The following is an 18,296-nucleotide window of genomic DNA, read 5'->3' as shown; positions in this document are numbered from 1 at the left end:
CGGGCTTTTCGTTTGTCACGCATCAAGCTTAGAACTTGACCTTTGCAGTGAGCGAAAGACCACCGACGAAGTCGTTACCGAACTCGCCCTTGGAACCAGTTAGGTTTGGCTTACCGTTGACAACCGTATCGTCGAGTTCACCCGAAGACAGCCAACCGGCGGCACCCGCCAGACGAACTTCAAACTGTTCATTAGGCTTGTAGTTGGTACCAAGGCCAAACAGCCAGACGTCGGTCTGCGAGGTCAAGCCTGTTCTGGTTCCGCGATCCCAGGTAACAGTACCGGCCACCGACCATTGATCATTAAACTTGTGGCCGACGCCGCCGCTAACCGTCCAGCCGTCCTGATAATACAGGTTCAGACTGGTGATCGTGGTGCCTTTGCGAGTGACATTGTTGTCAGATGCGTTGAAATCCACCTGTGTTATGGATGACCAATCTGTCCACTTGACCGAGCCAAAAGCAAGCCAGTCCGGAGCGATACCGGTCTGGAACTTGAATTCAACCGACTGTGGTGTATCAACATCGCTTTCAACATTGATCGGAATACCACGACCGCCGACAATCGCCAGATTGTCAATCGTGCCTTCAAGATTATACTTGAGCTTGGACTGATAAACCAACGTCGCGCGCATCGCATATTCTGGAATTTCATAGGCAGCACCGAGACGCCAGCCCACTGCCTCATCCTCAACATCCAGGGAACCGATACGGAAGGTGCCACCGAATGCAGAGCCAGGAGGTATCATCTTGGTCTGCTCGCCTTTGAGCTCCTGATAGCTCACACCGCCGAGGATACGGAAATAGCTTTTCTCGCCAGCTGCAAAACGATACGAGCAGTTTACGCCGTAATCGTTCGAAGAAATCTTCTGATCGATGGCAGTGAACATACGAACCGTATCAACGCCAACGTCGGTGTGAATTCCCCAAGGCTGACGATACTGCGCCGCACAGGCAAGGTCGTCGGTCAGGTCGAACTTTGCCGAAGCCTTGGGAACCCAATAACTCTTTGCTTCATCGACGCTGGTTTCATAAGGCTGTCGCGTGATCGGATTGATACCGCCGGTGGCCGCACCTACCCGCGAGCCACGGATATTCTTCAGCTTACGCTGTGGCGCCACATAGGTTCCGCCAGCTTCGACGGCATTGCCCTTTTCGAAGAGAATATCGAAATCCTGCGAGCTACGCTCAAAGCCGCCTGCATTGGCAGCAACCGCGCTTCCGAGGAGAGCTGCGACCATTCCTGCCATTTTCACGCGCTGTACACTCATAATGTCCTCCCAAACAGCAACGGTATTAACGTTGACGGAAACGTAAATCAGGAAGGATTCAGGCCGCAAGTCGCATTAATTTGGATTAGCATCATCGTACTTTCGGAGCATTCGTCAAAAATGGCTAAAACATCAAATATCGTGCCACTTCATTAGCAAAAATCGCCCGACACATGACAAAACAGGCCCAAATCTGCCAATTTTCCGCCTCTTTTTTGCCTTGTTGCGAAAGCGCAACATTGGTCGAAAACAATCGAAACCAGAGTTCGATCTACCGGTCCAACCCTTGAAACGGGTCCAAACTCTGTCCAGCCGCATAAAAAACGCCCGACAGTGAAATGCACTGCCGGGCGTTTGATTCGATAGGGAATCGTTTTCTGACGTCAGGTCAAATCAGCCCGCATCACGGATGCGTGATTCAGCAGTTGCTACACGCTGCGCCGATTCCTTCAGCTCAGCCAACCGCTCACGCTCTGCCTCAACGACTTCCTCACGCGCGTTCGCAACGAATTTTTCGTTGGAGAGCTTCTTCTCGATACGATCCATTTCAGCGGCAATCTTGCCGGCTTCCTTGGCGAGACGTGCTGCTTCAGCCTTGAGGTCAATCAGATTGCCTAGCGGGATGCAGATTGTCGCCTCACCAAGCAGCATCTGGGCTGAGCCCTTGGGGGCCTGTGCCTCGAACGAGACACTCTCCACGCGGGCAAGGCGCTTGATGGCAGCATCGTGACGGGCGAAACGTTCTACGCTTGTCGCGTTGGCATCCAGCACGACAACCGGGGCAATCGCACCGGCGGGCACATTCATTTCCGCACGGACAGAACGAATGCCGGTGACGAGATCAACGAGCCAGTTGATGTCAGCCGCGGCTTCCTCGTCCTCAAACGACAGTTCCGGCCAGGCAGCAAGCGCCAGTACCGTATCGCGTTTCTGTCCCTCACCTGCAGTCAGGGTCCAAAGCTCTTCGGTCATGAAAGGCATGAACGGATGCAGAAGCTTATAAACCTGATCCAGACAATAGGCTGCCGTGGCTTGTGCTTCTGCCTTCGCAGCTTCATCGTCACCCATGAAAATCGGCTTCAGCAGCTCCAGATACCAATCGCAGAACTGGTTCCACACGAAACGATAGGCAGCACCCGCAGCTTCATTGAAGCGGTAGGTGTCGATGCCTTCCGTCACGGCTTGCGTTGCCTTGGTCAGTTCCGTCAGAATCCAGCGATTGACGGCAAGCTTGGCGTTTTCCGGCTTGAAACCGGCATCAAGCTTCACGCCATTCATCTGGGCAAAGCGCGTTGCGTTCCAGAGCTTGGTGCCGAAATTGCGATAGCCGGCAATACGCGCCGGGTCGAGCTTAACGTCACGGCCCTGAGCGGCCATGATGGCAAGAGTGAACCGCAGCGCATCAGCACCGTATTCATCCATCAGCTCGAGCGGATCGATGACATTGCCTTTCGACTTCGACATCTTCGCGCCGTGCTTGTCACGAACGAGAGCATGCAGATAAACCGTATGGAACGGGATTTCGTCCATGAAATGGAGGCCCATCATCATCATGCGGGCAACCCAGAAGAACAGAATGTCGAAACCCGTAACCAGAACACTGGTTGGATAATAGGTTGCGAGTTCCGGCGTCTTGTCCGGCCAGCCGAGCGTCGAAAACGGCCAAAGCGCCGACGAGAACCACGTATCGAGAACGTCAGTATCGCGCTCAAGTGCAACGTCTTCGCCATAGTGAGCGCGTGCGGCGGCTTTCGCTTCCTCTTCGCTCTTTTCGACAAAATACTGACCATCCGGACCGTACCAGGCCGGTATCTGATGTCCCCACCAGAGCTGGCGTGAAACCGCCCATGGCTGAATGTTTTCCATCCAGTCAAAATAGGTCTTTTCCCAATTCGTCGGGACGATCTTTGTCTTGCCCTCGCGCACCGCCGCCATTGCTGGCTTGGCCAGTTCGCCAGCGTTTACATACCACTGGTCAGTCAGATAAGGCTCGATCGGAACGCCGCCGCGATCACCATGTGGGACGGCGTGCGTGTGATCCTCGATCTTTTCCAGATAGCCGCGCTCGTCCATCAGCTCGACGATGCGCTTGCGGGCTGCGAAGCGGTCCTGCCCTTCGAGTTCGTGGATCAGCGCCTTCAATTCCGGTGTCAGCTGCAGCCCTTCGAGGAAATCAACATTGTCCTTGATCGTGATCGACGCATTCGTCGTCAGAATGTTGATAGCGCGCAGCTCATTCCGCTTGCCCACTTCGAAATCGTTGAAATCGTGCGCGGGCGTGATCTTGACAGCGCCGGAACCGGCTTCCGGATCAGCGTAATCGTCTGCAACAATCGGGATATGGCGACCGACAAGCGGCAGCACGACATCGTTGCCAACCAGGGCGTGGTAACGCTCGTCCTTCGGATTAACCGCAACGCCGGTATCGCCCAGCATGGTTTCCGGGCGCGTCGTCGCAACGACGATGTAGGTATGCGGGTTCTCTGGATCGAATGGAACGTTCTCAAGCGGGTAACGGAAATGCCAGAGATTACCTTTCATTTCGCGCGACTCGACTTCGATGTCGGAAATTGCCGTCAGCAACTTCGGGTCCCAGTTGACCAGACGCTTGTCGCGATAGATGAGACCTTGCTTGTAGAGCGAGACAAAAACTTCCAGAACCGCGCGCGACAGTCCTTCATCCATGGTGAAGCGCTCGCGTGACCAGTCGCAGGAGGCACCAAGACGGCGCAGCTGGTTGGAAATCATGCCGCCGGATTCGGCCTTCCACTGCCAGACGCGCTCAATGAACTTCTCGCGGCCCATGGTATGGCGGTTTGGCTCCTGCCGTTCGGCCAGCTGCCGTTCGACAACCATCTGCGTTGCAATGCCCGCATGGTCCATGCCGGGCTGCCACAGCACGTTCTTGCCGCGCATACGCTCGAAGCGAACCATAATGTCCTGGATCGTGTTGTTGAGCGCGTGGCCCATATGCAGCGATCCGGTAACGTTCGGCGGAGGAATGACCACTGCGAACGGATCGGCTCCCGGCTTCGCGCCTGCACCCGCCTTGAATGCACCCGCTTCTTCCCAGCGTTCAGCAATTTTCGGCTCTATCGCCGCGGCGTCATAGGTCTTCTCAAGCATGGAATTATCCGGTCTTTATGCGCGATGAATGGATTGAAGGCTCAATAGCAACTAACAGCAGACAAATCACTTTAAAAGTGACAGCGCCACTTTCGGTCACTTTAAAAGTGAAAACCCGCCTGCTGCACAGGCGGGTAATATTTCAATGGATCGGCTTGATACCGTTTATCGCTCGCCACGCACCACACGTTCGATTTCTTCCCGGACAAGCCGCTCAACAAGCGTCGGCAGATTATTGTCGAGCCAGTCCTGCAGCATCGGACGTAACAGTTCCGTAGCGATTTCGTCGAACGAACGGCGTGGCTCGGCCTGAACCACATGGTTCAAATCCTGAAATGCGGCAGCTACCTGACGTTCGGCAATCTGCGACAGCATATGAGCAGCAGGCTGCATCTTTGCAGCGGGCTCAGTAACTGGCGCTACCGCCTCGGGCCGAACCGAGGTTTCCTGCTCGGCAAGAGCTGCAGGTTCCTGCTCCATGTCCGCATCGAGTTCCGGTTCGAGCAAGGCGTCGACTGCTTCGGCAATTTCCGCCTCAACGGAAAGGTCGATTTCTTCCAGAGATATGTCCGCCTCTGCAGGCAGTTCCAAAGACTGCGTGGCCTTGGCGTGAGAATGATCGTCATTCTCGGCATTGAGAACAACTTCATCCTCGTCATCGGCTTCGATTTCAGGCTCTGGCGCTGCCTGCGCCGGTTCGCCAATCGGGCCGCGCAATGTCGGTTCGTCCTGGAATACGTTGCGCATCATTGCAGGCTTTTCCGGCTGTGCAACGGGCTGCTCGGTGACTGGACGACGGAACTCCGCAACCTCTCCACGAGCCGGAGAGGCCGTTGCCACCGGCGCTGGCTGGCGAGTGACATCACTATCTTCAATGATCCTGCGGATGGAAGCGAGAATCTCCTCCATCGACGGTTCACGTGCTGCGCTGGATGTCTGTGCCATGGCTACTATCCGCTTTCCTGTATTGCGACATTGTCTGCAAAAGACAGAGAATCAATGGATTAAAGGTAGCGGACGATCCTCTGTTTGAGAATCCCCGGCCAAGGCAAGCTGGATCAAACTCACAGCTTTATGGATTTGTTAAGAATTGCGGGCGCTGCAAAATCGAATCGCAGCAAACAAAAAGGCACCCGAAGGTGCCTTTTCAATTCTCACTATGCTTGCAAGCAATCACCGACCGTCCGGCGTGCGCAGACCAAACCACTTGTCCTTGACGGCTTCGTAATGCTCTTCCGGCTTGTACTGAGCGACCTGCAAGCCCATCTGGCTGGCAGTCATGCGACCGGTCGCATTGAGAAGAGCATAGCTGGCGACAATAACGTTACGCTCGGATTCGACCAGAGCGATCTGAGCATTGATCAGATCGTTTTGCGAATTCAAGACGTCCAACGTCGTGCGCTGTCCAACCTTGCGCTCTTCAATGACGCCATCAAGAGCAAGCTGTGCGGCGGAAATGCCGTCACGATTTGCCTTGACCGATGCGCGGGCAGCTTCAAGCTGCGACCATGCGGAGCCGATAGCCTGACGAACCTGATCGCGAACGACGTCGACTTCGATACGTGCCTGACCGAGCTGTTCCTTGGACTGGCGAACCTGAGCCGAACTACGGCCACCGGTATAGATTGGGATACTGACGCCGACGCCGATGGACGCCGAGTTGCCATCGGTCTGCGAGCCGCCCTCGCCGGAATAAGTATCAAGGTGGCTGGCGCTTGCCGTAAGGCCGACGGACGGAAGCAGAGCGCCCTCCTTGGCCTTCACGTTATATCCAGCGGCATTAACGGCATATTGGGTCGCAAGAATGCCCGGGTGTCCGGCAGTCGCAATGGAGAAAGCCTGATTTGGCGAGCTCGGCAGGTTCTTGGCTGCGGCTGCGGTCGCAAGCTTGTCCGGCTGAACGCCGATAACCTGCACATAGGTTGCTTCTGCCGACTTGACATCCGCACGTGCGGAATTCAACGCCGCTACGGCAGTCGAACGGCTGGCATCTGCCTGCGCAACGTCGGTACGCGTACCTTCGCCCACATCGAGACGGGCGCGAGCCGCACGAACCTGTTCGTTCAGGGCTGCAAGGTTGCGTTCACGCAGAACAGCGATCTGGCGAGCCTGATAGACATCCATATAGGCTGTTACCGCCTCATAGAGTCTGTTCTGCTCTTCGTTGCGGAGATTTTCGCGCTGGGCGAAGACCTGTGTTTCTGCGGCGGCGACATTGTTCTTGGTTTGAAACCCATCGAACAGCATCTGGTTCAGCTCGATGCCGAACGTGCCTGTCGTGCGATAACCCTGACTTGAAGGTGTCTTGCCACGCCCTACGTTATAAGAACCGGTAATCTGCGGACGATAACCGGACTTGGCAATGGCCACGCCTTCATCCGTGACGCGGACACCTGCGCGGGAGTAGTTCAGGTTAGCATTGTTCTTGTAGGCCTTCACGAGAGCGCCGGTTAACGTCTCCGAGAACGCCGCCTGCCCCGTTAAAATGGTGCCAGACAACAATGCTGCGGCCGCTACCAGTCCTTTGCACGTTTTGAACACCGGGTACCTCATATTAAGAACAAACGAATCCAACTATCGAACCGATCGGTTCGGGCAAATCCTAATAACCTCTAAATTCGGTTATTTCCATTGCCCCCGCCAGAGCTTGCACAAACAAATTCCGCAGCGTTGCAGAATTGTATCATCCACTAAAATTAAAATTCGAACTGCGGAACGCGCTCGAATCCCGGCAGTGGACGAACCGCAGTGTTGAACACACCGCGTCCCGATGCAACACCATTTTCTTTAACGTAAATCCGCGCAACTCCGGCGTTCCCCCGGCCTTCAACGGCAACGAGGCGTCCGCCGTCTTTCAACTGGCTGAGAAGTGCGTCCGGAACGAAATCGACAGCGCCTTCAATGACGATCACATCGTAAGGCGCTTCCGACGGATAGCCTGCCTGCAGTTCGCCTGAAACGATCACAACATTGTCATAGCCGAATTCAGCGAGACGGGCAGTCGCAGCAGCCGACAATACGGAATCACTTTCCAGACCGATCACCGAGCCAGCAAGCTTGGATAGGATGGCTGCCGAATATCCGGTGCCGCAGCCGACATCGAGAACCACGTCGGTGTTCTTGATACGGGCGAGCTGCACGAGCTTGGCGAATGGCGAAGGTTCCATAAGGTAGCGAGGCTGCTTGCCTTCGCTTTCCAGAAGCTGGTCTTCATCGATATAGGCGAGAACCTGACGGGCTGCGGGAACAAAAGCCTCGCGCGGAACGGTCAGGAAAGCATCGATAACCGCCAGATCGGTTACGTCCGTCGTACGGATCTGGTTGTCAACCATCTTTGTGCGAAGATCCTGGAAATCGGCTGCCATAGCCCTAAACCCTTCCTTGTCGCGGAATGCGATGTTTCATGCCATTGGAGCGCCGTGCATCCTTTTGGACGCACAAAGAGCACCATAAACGAGATTTGCCGTTGATGTGGCAAAAATCGGGGGTCCAGTCAATGAAACACAGCATTTGCGGCATTTATGCTCACTGATACCCACTACAGTTGTCGGCATCTGGATATGAAGATGCCGGAAAGCTTTCCGCGCCCCGGCATCTCGGCGCCCGTTTTGACACACAGCCTGCCCGAAACCGTTTTACGCTTTTCGGGATGGGCTCTACCGTTCGCAGCACTTTGAAACAAGCGCCCCTCAAATCACATTATTGAGCGTTCGATGCCGGATAACCGGCCTCAGCCAGTGCGGAAAGAACGGCATCCTGCGAAACCTTGCCGCCGAATTCGACCTCTTTCTTGTCGAGATCGATTTCAATTGGTGCGATTGCATCGAGCTTGCGCAGTGCGACGGTAACGCTATCGGCGCAACCGCCGCACTTCATCTTGGGAATGGAAAACTTCATCAACTCAGTCACTCCTTTCAGGACTGAACATAAGATGGGGCTTCCCATCGTGGTAAGGTCAAGGGCTATACTGCCATTCTTCTTATGGCGCTTCGCAGGTCTCCGGCACGCTCTTTTCCAGTTCAAGGGGTGACTTGGTCAAAGACCCTGTCATGATCTGCATCGGCTTGAACGGCGGCTCTTCCTGCATGGCCGGATTTGTGAGGTGAATCGTGTAGCAGCCTGTAAAGACTTCCTTCTTGCCATCCGCCGTTTCGGCTTCGATGGCCAGTGGCTGGCTCCAGTAGATCTGTCCGGCGCCTGGATCGGGATCAGTCTTGCGCAGCGCGACTTTCACGCTCTTGGTATTCTCATAGCCTTTTACAAAGGTCTTGAAATCCGGCTCACGCCCTTCCTCGGAATAATAACCGTAGGCTCGGGTATATTCCTTGCGATTGATCGCATTGTAATAGGATTCGATCAGGGCCTGTGGCGTCGAGCGATCGTCGCGATAATCCGGAACTGTCACGCCTCCGGCAGCATCCTGCGTCTGCTCGGAAGGCTTGGTTTCCTCCACAGGCTTGGAAGCGTTGTCATGCTTTTCCTGAACGTTTCTCGGCGTTTCTTCGGGCGCAGCCTTCGGCGGATTTTGCGCAAAAGCGCTGTCAGCCGAAATACCTGCAAGCCCCGTGCCCAGAAGGCCGATTACAGCAGCCAGCATCAGAGGTTTCATCCGGTCATTCGACATTCGCTTCTCCTCTTTCTAGCAAAGTTTTTGCGGAACGCGTCGAGGGCGCTCCCGATTTGGTGTATTGCAGTAATGATGTTACAACACTAACTATAGTGAAAACGTGGCAGGCGCAGAGGAAACTCAGCCTGTTGCGACATGATTGGACGATTCTCCGTCCATATGCCAGCACGATACCGGAAGAGAGAAAATGGGCCGTTTCGCAGTCATGACGCTAACTGACAAGGCAGCTGATCGCGTTCGCGAGATCATCGCATCGCGGGACGGCGCTCTTGGTATCCGGGTGGGTGTGAAAAAAGGCGGCTGTGCCGGAATGGAATACACCATCGATCTCGTCACGGAAGCCAAGGCAGGCGACGATGTGATCGAGAAAGATGACGCGAGAGTCTTCATCGCGCCTGAAGCCGTTCTTTTCCTGCTCGGCACCCAGATGGATTTTGAAGTAACGACGCTGCGGACGGGTTTTGTCTTCAACAACCCGAACCAGACATCAGCTTGCGGCTGCGGCGAATCCGTCGAAATCAAAGCGGCTTCCCCGGAAAGCCTCCGCCAGATGCAGGGCGCAGCCTAACTCAAGACAAGGTCCGTCAGCTAATGGATGACGAAGCTCTTCGCGATCTGTTGCAGGACTTCGGCCCCATCAGCATCCGCCGCATGTTTGGCGGCAAGGGCATCTATCATCAGGGCCTGATCTTTGCACTCGTCGTTCGCGACGAGTTGCTCTTCAAGGCTGACGAAGTAACCATCCCGGATTTCATTGACGCAGGCGCCACCCAATGGACCTATGAAGGTCGCAAGGGCGGTGATCCAATCGCCATGCCTTACTGGAGCGTGCCAAGTGAAGCTTTCGACGATCCGGAAGTGATGACGCATTGGGCGCGCCTTGCCTATGATGCAGCGCTACGAAGCGAAAAAACCAGGCCCAAAAAGAAATCGGCTGCGAAGCGCTAGCCTCGCAGCCGATTGATTCATTTCTTTACTGCTTCGGTCAGATTCCGGTCGGAATCAGCATGAAGGCCGGAATGTCGCTGCCGAAACCAACAGGCGTCGGGCCGTCATCGTCACGATCGCGACGGCGTTTCTGTTCGTGCTGCGGCTTGCCGCGGCGTTCGTCATTGGAAGCGCGGATCGCATCACGGCGCTCACTGGCTTCGATGACTGGTTGCGGCTGTTCGGCAAGATCGAGAACTTCGGCAGGCTTCGCCTTTGCCTTGTCTTTCGGCTTGTCCTTGCCCTTGGCATCCTTGCCTTTGCCGCGTGCATTCTTGCTCTTGCGCGGATCGTCTGCCTCATCAGAGGCTGGCAGGGTGGACAGATCACCATCGAGCCATTCGATCTTCTCGCCGATCATGTTTTCGATGGCTGCAAGATATTTTGTATCGGAAGGCGTCACAATGGTGAATGCCTTGCCAGAACGCCCCGCGCGACCGGTGCGGCCGATGCGGTGAACATAGTCTTCCGAGTGAATCGGAACGTCGAAATTGAAAACGTGGCTCACATCGGGAATGTCGAGACCGCGCGCGGCAACATCGGAAGCCACCAGCAGCTGCAGTTTGCCTTCCTTGAAGTTCGCCAACATGGTCATGCGCGCGCGCTGATCCATATCGCCATGCAAGGCACCAGCGTTGAACTCATGTCGTGTCAGCGAGCGGAACAGTTCGGATACGTCTTTCTTGCGATTACAGAAGATGATCGCGTTCTTGAGCGTATCGCCTTCCGCACGGACGAGATCGCGCAGAACCGCGCGCTTGTCCCAATCCTTCTTGCTGGATTTCACTAGGCGTTGGGTCACGGTTTTGGCCGTAGACGAAGCCTTTGCAACTTCAACGCGCGTTGGCGAATGCAGGAACTGTTCGGTCAGCTTGGTGATTTCCGGCGGCATGGTGGCCGAGAAGAACAGGGTCTGACGCGTAAACGGAATGAGCTTGCAGATGCGTTCGATGTCCGGGATGAAGCCCATATCGAGCATACGGTCTGCTTCGTCGATGACGAGAATTTCAACACCGGTCAGGAGCAGCTTGCCACGCTCGAAATGATCGAGCAGGCGACCGGGTGTCGCGATGAGAACATCGGCACCGCGTTCCAGCTTGCGCTCCTGTTCATCGAACGACACGCCGCCAATCAGAAGGGCCACGTTCAGCCGATGATTGACGCCGTATTTGGTGAAGTTCTCCTCGACCTGCGCTGCGAGTTCGCGGGTCGGCTCCAGAATGAGCGTACGCGGCATGCGCGCCCGCGCCCGACCCTTTTCCAGAAGCGTGAGCATCGGAAGCACGAAAGACGCGGTCTTTCCGGTTCCCGTCTGCGCGATACCGAGAACGTCCTTGCGTTCAAGGGCTGGAGGAATGGCTCCTGCCTGAATGGGTGTGGGCGCAGAATATCCCGCCGCTTCTACAGCAGCGAGCACTTTCGGGGAAAGACCGAGTTCGGCAAATGTCGTCAATGGAGGCGCAGCTCTCTTGGTTTGGAAATGATTTCCACCCATCCTGTCATTGCAGCCGCGTCATCGGGCGCAGGAACGAAGGCAGAATAAGGCGTCTGCAACGCAATATGCGTTTTCTTGCAGCATCGCGTACGTCCACAGCGTGCAAAAGTCAACCAAAATACCATCGAAAGATATCAAATTGCTTCAATTGTGTTGCGACAATCGAAATCAATGCGGAACTTGAACAAATTTACTCAAATTATCAAAAGCCAAAGAGCATTTGCGTAGCTGAATTACGCGCCACTTATACGCTGAAACTAATGCCTGAACTGTTCTGTCAGGATGCGCTCGTCCCAGGAATGATTTCGATCAAAGAGGATGGCCACCTGGCTGTTCGGTGCTTCCCGCACGGTAACAGCCCTGACCGATTTGACCTCATTATTGTCCGCGACCGCATTGACCGGGCGTTTTTCGGTTTCCAACAAATCCATGCGAACGGTTACGTGCTTCGGCAATAGCGCCCCACCCCAACGGCGCGGACGGAAGGGACTCACCGGGGTGAGCGCCAGAAGCGGCGCTTCAAGCGGAAGAATGGGGCCTTGTGCTGAAAGATTGTAGGCGGTGGAACCTGCAGGCGTCGCGACCATCACACCATCGCAGACGAGTTCGTCCAGACGCACCTTGCCGTCAATCGTTATCCGAACCTTCGCAGCCTGATAGGACTGACGAAAAAGGGAAACTTCGTTGATCGCCAAAGCCTCGAATGATTGGCCGGATTCTGTTTCGGCGACCATGACAAGCGGGCGAATGGTTTCCATCTGCGCGGCCAGAATGCGCTCCGGCAGGTCATCCACGCTGAACTCGTTCATCAGGAAGCCGACAGAGCCGCGATTCATGCCATAGATCGGCGTACCGCTGTTCATGAAATCGCGAAGCGCCTGAAGCATGGTTCCATCGCCGCCAAGTGCAACGATGATATCGGCATCTTCAGCAGCCACATGACCGTAGCGGGCAACGAGTTCTTTTTGGGCGACAAGTGATTCTTCGGTTCCCGACGACAGAAAATGCAGCGCGAGCGATTTATCTTCCATATTTACAGTCCCGAATCTGGCCAACTCTGACAAGTTTGCCACTGTTTCCCCAACCCGCTATTGGCTATCACATGAAAAACCCGGTTGCCATGACCTGCTAGCGATGAATTTTCGTTTTACACGCGCTGCATTTGTGCTAATCGGGCGCAAGTGCCCTTATAGCTCAGTTGGTAGAGCACCTGATTTGTAATCAGGGGGTCGGGAGTTCGAGTCTCTCTGGGGGCACCAAATATCCTCACATTTTGGGGATAATTTATGAGTTATAACAATCGCTTATTGCGTCGTTTCACTTACATAATCCCCTCATCTGTAGGCCCAAATGGGGCATTGATTCCATTTAACAATCCCATTTCTTTTCCCTCACCTTTTCAGCCTGAACTTGCACATCTAGACGTGAGCGATTCAACACCATTTCGAAAGTCTGTTGACTCTCCATTCTCACCGTGAACGTAATAGGAACATCTGAGGGCAACCCGATAAACTCACAGGCATGCTTGGTGGCTTATGTGTCTGCTTCGCTGGAGCCGAGCAATGAATGCAGTTGCGCATGACCTGCAAAACGAAATCGCCCTGGCACTCTCGTACTACCAGGGCGACACGCGAGCTGCGATAAAAGCCATTGCTGGAAGGTCGCAGTTCCTGTCGAATCAAATCGCAATTGCATGCATGGCTGCCGGCCACAGATATACACGAGGCTGGAATAGTAGCCTCTGTTAACTCGGCGATAAGCGTCTCACATGAAGAACAGCAGCAAATTCAAGAATTTATCTACTTGTGGTTGCAGTTATCCGAATGATTGTACAGTCAATTCGTAGAGAAACTTGGAAAAGTTCATATAGACACCCCATATTATGCAGGCGTGGACAACCCAAATCACCTCGGCATTTTTTGGAACACCGACAGTCTGTTTAGGAGAATGTTTGATCAACTAGACTTGACAAACGTGGTCGAGTTGGCTTGCGGACACGGGCGCCATACCGCACAGATAGTGAACAGGGCCGGACGCATTACTGTCATTGATATTAATAAGGAAAACATTGATGTTTGCCGCAAACGGTTTTCCCAGAACTCTAATGTCTTTTACTCTGTAAACAACGGTGTAGACCTTCGCGAAATGAAAACAGAAACCGTCACCGCCCTATTTTGTTACGACGCTATGGTTCACTTTGAAGCCAGCGACGTGATTGGATACTTAAGTGAAATTGCACGCATTATGCGCCCTGGAGGACGGGCTCTTTTGCACTACTCGAATTGTGAAGATTTTCCCGAAGGGACATATGAAGATGAACCGCATTGGCGCAATTTTTTCTCTGAAAAGTTGATGCGACACTTTGCAAACCGTGCAGGATTTAGGCTGATTGATACCCAAATTACCCCTTGGCCCCCGACCGCGGTAACACAACCACGAATTGATGCAGTGACACTTTTAGAGAAATCACAACCATAACTATCACGGGTGAGTATCCACATCATCGTTCTTTGCGGGGTTTTTTTCAAACCTACTTCGCGACTAACAAATAGTAGGCTCGATATTCACCAAATAGATCAGTTCCCACCTGAACCAGACCAGAGTTCGTGATCGGAAGAGGGTTATTGGCGTCCGGGCAGATTTATCGCGTGCGGAAAGACTACTCTGTCATTGCCGCGTTGACCTGATCGTGATCAGCCTCGGCCTCTGCCCCCGGAGAGTAATGGACAGAACCTCCATAACTAACGGTTCTTGCGTTGGAGCAACATTAGCAGCAATCGGGTTATAGACCCGCAATCGTCTTTCATCAAATTTCGAAACCGTGCGCGGTGCCTACCCCCTTGGCTGTGAAAGCCACAGGACTAAAAGCCTCCCAAGCATAACGGGCCAAGGAATCACACAGATTTGGCCCGACAATCTGTTTGTTGGCCAATTGGGATCAGCGCCCGCATCACGATAATGTCTTCCTATAAATACTAGATCGTTTTGACCGTCGGTCGGATCGACATGGGCATAATCACAGGATGTTCAGCGTGTTAGGAGAGTTGACCGCCGGAACGGGAACCGGCATCGATCCAATTCGTTCATTTCGACGGCGGGTGCAAAACTAACAATGGATAGGTGCCATGTACAAATTTTCGGCAATGGCAGCGGCGATGGTGATTATGTCGGCTTTTGTTTCAGCCGTTCCCGCACAGGCCCAAAGTATTGAGATCGGTCCTAATGGTATTCAAGTCAACCCGGACAGCGACCGCCGGGTTATTCCTGATCGTCGTTCAGAACGGGATGAAATCAGTGAACGCCGGGCTGCGAGGATTGCACGTAGCGAGGGAATGGATGAAGTCGAAAGCGTTTCACGACGCAGAGGCGCGTATATTGTCCGAGGAATAGACCGTCGAGACAACGATATGCGTGTAGTTATTGATCGTCGCACCGGAGAAGTGCTTGAAGTGCGCTAGTCCAACGTTACCGTGCTGTCGGGCGCAATTTGATCCGTCTTGATCCACCGGGCTCTCCTCCCGAAGTCGTGTCGCGATTTCGGGAGGAAAACGCACACTACCAGTTGCGTACGCAATAGCCACGCGGTGTCAGATGATATCCGCGAGCGCAGACCTTATGGACAGGGCGGTTTCGCACACAAACGCCATTTCTGTTCAAGTGCCAGCCACGGGCGCAACGTGCTCTGGCCCGATTGGGAACACAGCGTCCATAGCGATTCATGTGCCAGCCAGGCCCACACCGCCACCCGACCTGCTCCGCAAGACTACCGGCATCATGCGTATTCGTGGGTTGTGGCATTGGCAAAGCGAATGACGGCGCCGAAAAAGACATGATACCACCGAAAACAAGAAGAGCAGTTAGGCTGCTTCTGACTGACATCGTTACATCCTCCATAGTCAGCACTCCCGCCTCATTGAAAATAGGCGCTGGCGATTGAATGGAAGATGAATGATAAAATTTTCGTCTAAAGCGTGTCGCATTTATTCGGCCTCATACCCAGCAGCCTTAAAGAAGTTCTGGCATTCATTGATGGAGAAGAGACTGATGATATCGCCAAGTGCTTTTGAGATGGCGTCGAAGCTGCGTGCTGCTCGCTTTCTCAGAAGTGCCTTGAGTTTTGAGAAAGCCATTTCGATTGGGTTCAGGTCCGGCGAATAGGGCGGCAGGAAGAGAAACCAAGCGCCCTTTGCCTTGACCAGTTGCTCAGCCTTCTGGCTTTTGTGGAAGCCGACATTGTCGAGGATGACTATATCACCGGCTGACAGTGTCGGCACAAGCTGTGTCTCGATCCAGGTTTCGAAGATGCGGCTGTTCATCGGTGCATCGACGATCCATGGCGCGGTCAGGCCATGGCAGCGCAGTCCGGCAATGAAGGTTTGTGTCTTCCATTTTCCGAATGGCGCATAGGCGGCAAAGCGCCTGCCTTTGGCAGACCATCCGGTGCGTTTTGTCAGGCGCGTATTCGTGGAAGTCTCATCGATAAAGATGAGACGCGACAAGGCCTTGTTGAAGAACCGCTTTCGGCGATTGATCCAAAGATCACGCGCCTTGGCGATCTCTGGTCTACGCTGCTCGCTTGCCTTGAGGCTTTTTTTTATTGCTCAGCCCAAGTCGGTGTAGAAATCGCCCGACCGTGGCGCGGTGGACTTCAATACCGCGCTCCGCGAGCGCAACGCACAGTTCGTCCAAAGTCGTTTCGCCACGGGCGGACATCTGCTCGCGGACCCAATCACCATGAGCCAAAAGCTTCACACTTCCAGGCGGGTGGCCCTGCCTGGCGGCGGCCAGACAGCCGGATGACCGATGCAGGATCATCATGTTGTTGACGAACCGAGGCGAAACACGGAAATGCCGAGCGGCTTCCCGGTGACTATTGCCCTCATTCACAAACGCAACGACACGCTCACGCAACTCAATCGGATGCGGCTTGCCCATGGTGCATCTCCTTCCATGAGACAAGTGAATCACAGATCAAGCCAAACGGGAATCCCGAATCCGGTTAACAGCGACATGCTTTAGGTGTCCACGAAATAAAAATGCGGCTCAAGAGCCGCATTTTGTTTGCTTCGATCAGATTTCAGTACCAGCCGACAGCCACCTGGGCCTCTTCGGACATACGGTCCGGCGTCCAAGGTGGATCGAATGTCATCGTGACTTCCACCATGGAAACACCCTCAACGGCGCTGACTGCGTTCTCAACCCAGCCCGGCATCTCGCCTGCCACAGGGCAGCCGGGAGCAGTTAGAGTCATTTCGATTTTCACGGTGCGATCATCTTCGATATCGATCTTGTAGACGAGACCGAGTTCGTAGATGTCGGCTGGAATCTCGGGATCATAAACCGTCTTCAAGGCCGCGATGATGTCGTCCGTCATACGCAGGAGGTCTTCCTGCGGGATGGCAGAAGCGGAAAACACCGAATTGCCTTCGGCTTTTTCTCCACCCTCGACAGGCGCGGTATCGGCTTTGTCCTGAACTTTCTGTTCCATATCGGTCATCCGAAAAACTTCCTTGCCTTTTCCAAGGCTTCCGCCAATGCATCCACTTCAGCACGGGTATTATACAGGGCGAAGGATGCACGGCATGTAGACGTAACGCCGAAGCGTTTCAAGAGCGGCTGCGCGCAATGTGTTCCGGCACGGACCGCAACCCCTGCCCGATCGATCACCATCGAAACGTCGTGCGCATGAATTCCCTCCAGCGCAAACGAGATGATGGCTCCCTTGTCCGGCGCATTGCCGAAAATGCGCAATGAGTTGATCCGGCCGAGCTGCTCGTGAGCATAATCGCGCAGGTCTTCCTCATGGGCGAGGATCGCATGACGACCGATCTTCTCCATATATTCAAGCGCGGCGCCAAGACCGATGGCCTGAACGATAGGCGGCGTACCCGCTTCAAAACGATGGGGCGGATGGTTATAGGTGACGTTTTCTTCCGTCACTTCCTCAATCATTTCGCCGCCGCCCTGGAAAGGACGCATCTTCTCAAGCATTTCCGAACGGCCATAAAGGACGCCTATGCCAGATGGTCCGTAAACCTTGTGGCCGGTAAAGACATACCAGTCGCAGCCGAGATCCTGCACGTCGACAGGCAGGTGCACAGCGCCCTGGCTGCCATCGACCAGAACCGGAATACCACGCGCATGGGCAAGCTCGACGATCTTCTTGATCGGCGTCACCGTTCCAAGCGCATTCGACATATGCGTGATTGCGACAAGCTTGGTTCGCTCCGTCAGACGCTTTTCGAATTCCTCGATATGGAAGATGCCTTCATCGTCCACCGGCGTGATGACCAGCTTTGCGCCCTGTCTTTCACGAATGAAATGCCATGGCACAATATTGGAGTGATGCTCCATGATCGACAGAAGGATTTCATCGCCTTCGCCGATATTCGGCATGCCATAACCATAGGCGACCGTGTTGATCGCTTCGGTCGCGTTCTTCGTAAAGACAATTTCGTCCACAGAACCGGCGTTCAGAAAGCGCCGTACCGTCTCACGCGACTTTTCATAGGCATCCGTTGCCGCATTTGACAAAAAATGCAGGCCGCGATGAACATTGGCATATTCGTTGGAATAGGCGTGCGTTACAGCGTCGATGACGCTCTGAGGCTTTTGCGCCGATGCGCCATTGTCGAGATAGATCAGCGGCTTGCCGTGCACTTCTCTCGAAAGGATCGGAAAGTCGCGACGGATCGCCTCGACGTCATAGCGCGCTACAAGCGGATTCTTCTGGTCCATGATCGTTCCTCTTGCCGTTTCGGCAGGAAAAGGCAGAGCGTGCATCTGCACAC

At 54.3% G+C, this 18,296-nt stretch carries 18 protein-coding genes and 1 tRNA gene; 5 read left to right on the top strand and 14 right to left on the bottom strand.

What is annotated here, in order from left to right; translation table 11 throughout:
• Nucleotides 1-28 precede the first annotated feature (28 nt).
• The 7 genes from ABDF71_RS07270 to ABDF71_RS07240 form a co-directional block, all read right to left on the bottom strand.
• The gene (locus ABDF71_RS07270) at nt 29-1,270 is read right to left on the bottom strand and encodes an OmpP1/FadL family transporter (RefSeq protein ID WP_500061436.1); all 1,242 of its coding nucleotides are present in this window, start codon (nt 1,268-1,270) and stop codon (nt 29-31) included.
• 393 nt (nt 1,271-1,663) lie between these two features.
• Nucleotides 1,664-4,396, bottom strand: coding sequence for a valine--tRNA ligase (locus tag ABDF71_RS07265; RefSeq protein WP_105529036.1), 2,733 nt, complete (start codon nt 4,394-4,396; stop codon nt 1,664-1,666).
• Nucleotides 4,397-4,561: 165 nt separating this feature from the next.
• Entirely contained in the window at nt 4,562-5,341 is a 780-nt protein-coding gene (locus tag ABDF71_RS07260) for a PopZ family protein (RefSeq protein WP_500061435.1), read from the bottom strand.
• Nucleotides 5,342-5,569: 228 nt separating this feature from the next.
• Complete coding sequence (locus tag ABDF71_RS07255; RefSeq protein ID WP_010661296.1) at nt 5,570-6,949, bottom strand: TolC family outer membrane protein; 1,380 nt, start codon at nt 6,947-6,949, stop codon at nt 5,570-5,572.
• A gap of 143 nt (nt 6,950-7,092) precedes the next feature.
• Nucleotides 7,093-7,761, bottom strand: a complete 669-nt coding sequence (locus ABDF71_RS07250; RefSeq protein WP_010661295.1) for a protein-L-isoaspartate O-methyltransferase family protein — start codon at nt 7,759-7,761, stop codon at nt 7,093-7,095.
• 334 nt (nt 7,762-8,095) lie between these two features.
• On the bottom strand, nt 8,096-8,296 hold the full coding sequence (locus ABDF71_RS07245) for a heavy-metal-associated domain-containing protein (RefSeq protein WP_105529034.1): 201 nt from the start codon (nt 8,294-8,296) through the stop codon (nt 8,096-8,098).
• 79 nt (nt 8,297-8,375) lie between these two features.
• Complete coding sequence (locus ABDF71_RS07240; RefSeq protein WP_010661293.1) at nt 8,376-9,020, bottom strand: hypothetical protein; 645 nt, start codon at nt 9,018-9,020, stop codon at nt 8,376-8,378.
• Nucleotides 9,021-9,210: 190 nt separating this feature from the next.
• Between ABDF71_RS07240 and sufA the strand changes: the two genes are divergently transcribed.
• The gene (gene sufA, locus ABDF71_RS07235) at nt 9,211-9,591 is read left to right on the top strand and encodes a Fe-S cluster assembly scaffold SufA (protein ID WP_010661292.1); all 381 of its coding nucleotides are present in this window, start codon (nt 9,211-9,213) and stop codon (nt 9,589-9,591) included.
• Nucleotides 9,592-9,614: 23 nt separating this feature from the next.
• The gene (locus tag ABDF71_RS07230) at nt 9,615-9,971 is read left to right on the top strand and encodes a TfoX/Sxy family protein (RefSeq protein ID WP_500061434.1); all 357 of its coding nucleotides are present in this window, start codon (nt 9,615-9,617) and stop codon (nt 9,969-9,971) included.
• A gap of 37 nt (nt 9,972-10,008) precedes the next feature.
• Here the strand turns inward: ABDF71_RS07230 and ABDF71_RS07225 are convergent, their stop codons facing one another.
• Nucleotides 10,009-11,463, bottom strand: a complete 1,455-nt coding sequence (locus ABDF71_RS07225; protein ID WP_010661290.1) for a DEAD/DEAH box helicase — start codon at nt 11,461-11,463, stop codon at nt 10,009-10,011.
• A 299-nt stretch (nt 11,464-11,762) separates the two neighbouring features.
• Nucleotides 11,763-12,536, bottom strand: coding sequence for an NAD kinase (locus ABDF71_RS07220; protein WP_036583970.1), 774 nt, complete (start codon nt 12,534-12,536; stop codon nt 11,763-11,765).
• Between the two features lie 152 nt (nt 12,537-12,688).
• Between ABDF71_RS07220 and ABDF71_RS07215 the strand changes: the two genes are divergently transcribed.
• The 3 genes from ABDF71_RS07215 (at nt 12,689) to ABDF71_RS07205 (ending at nt 14,963) form a co-directional block, all read left to right on the top strand.
• Nucleotides 12,689-12,764 (top strand) — tRNA-Thr (locus ABDF71_RS07215).
• A 688-nt stretch (nt 12,765-13,452) separates the two neighbouring features.
• Entirely contained in the window at nt 13,453-13,983 is a 531-nt protein-coding gene (locus ABDF71_RS07210) for a class I SAM-dependent methyltransferase (RefSeq protein ID WP_500061433.1), read from the top strand.
• A 647-nt stretch (nt 13,984-14,630) separates the two neighbouring features.
• Entirely contained in the window at nt 14,631-14,963 is a 333-nt protein-coding gene (locus ABDF71_RS07205) for a PepSY domain-containing protein (RefSeq protein WP_010661288.1), read from the top strand.
• A gap of 97 nt (nt 14,964-15,060) precedes the next feature.
• Here ABDF71_RS07205 and ABDF71_RS07200 read toward each other — a convergent pair whose 3' ends face one another.
• The 5 genes from ABDF71_RS07200 to ABDF71_RS07180 form a co-directional block, all read right to left on the bottom strand.
• Nucleotides 15,061-15,303 (bottom strand): GCG_CRPN prefix-to-repeats domain-containing protein, encoded by a 243-nt coding sequence (locus ABDF71_RS07200; protein ID WP_376752910.1) that lies wholly within the window; start codon nt 15,301-15,303, stop codon nt 15,061-15,063.
• A 182-nt stretch (nt 15,304-15,485) separates the two neighbouring features.
• Entirely contained in the window at nt 15,486-16,004 is a 519-nt protein-coding gene (locus tag ABDF71_RS07195; RefSeq protein WP_040128162.1) for an IS630 family transposase, read from the bottom strand.
• Between the two features lie 64 nt (nt 16,005-16,068).
• Entirely contained in the window at nt 16,069-16,440 is a 372-nt protein-coding gene (locus tag ABDF71_RS07190; protein ID WP_011982874.1) for a winged helix-turn-helix domain-containing protein, read from the bottom strand.
• A 142-nt stretch (nt 16,441-16,582) separates the two neighbouring features.
• Nucleotides 16,583-17,002 carry an SUF system Fe-S cluster assembly protein gene (locus tag ABDF71_RS07185; RefSeq protein ID WP_010661287.1) on the bottom strand — a complete coding sequence of 140 codons (420 nt, stop codon included), beginning with the start codon at nt 17,000-17,002 and terminating at the stop codon, nt 16,583-16,585.
• Nucleotides 16,999-18,243, bottom strand: a complete 1,245-nt coding sequence (locus tag ABDF71_RS07180; RefSeq protein ID WP_500061432.1) for a cysteine desulfurase — start codon at nt 18,241-18,243, stop codon at nt 16,999-17,001. Before ABDF71_RS07180 ends, ABDF71_RS07185 begins: the two co-directional genes overlap by 4 nt.
• Nucleotides 18,244-18,296: the final 53 nt, after the last annotated feature.

This window comes from Ochrobactrum sp. WV_118_8 (assembly GCF_039631535.1).
Taxonomy (GTDB): domain Bacteria; phylum Pseudomonadota; class Alphaproteobacteria; order Rhizobiales; family Rhizobiaceae; genus Brucella; species Brucella anthropi.
Note: the sequence above shows the minus strand (reverse complement) of the source record. Positions and strands in the feature narration are given on the sequence as shown.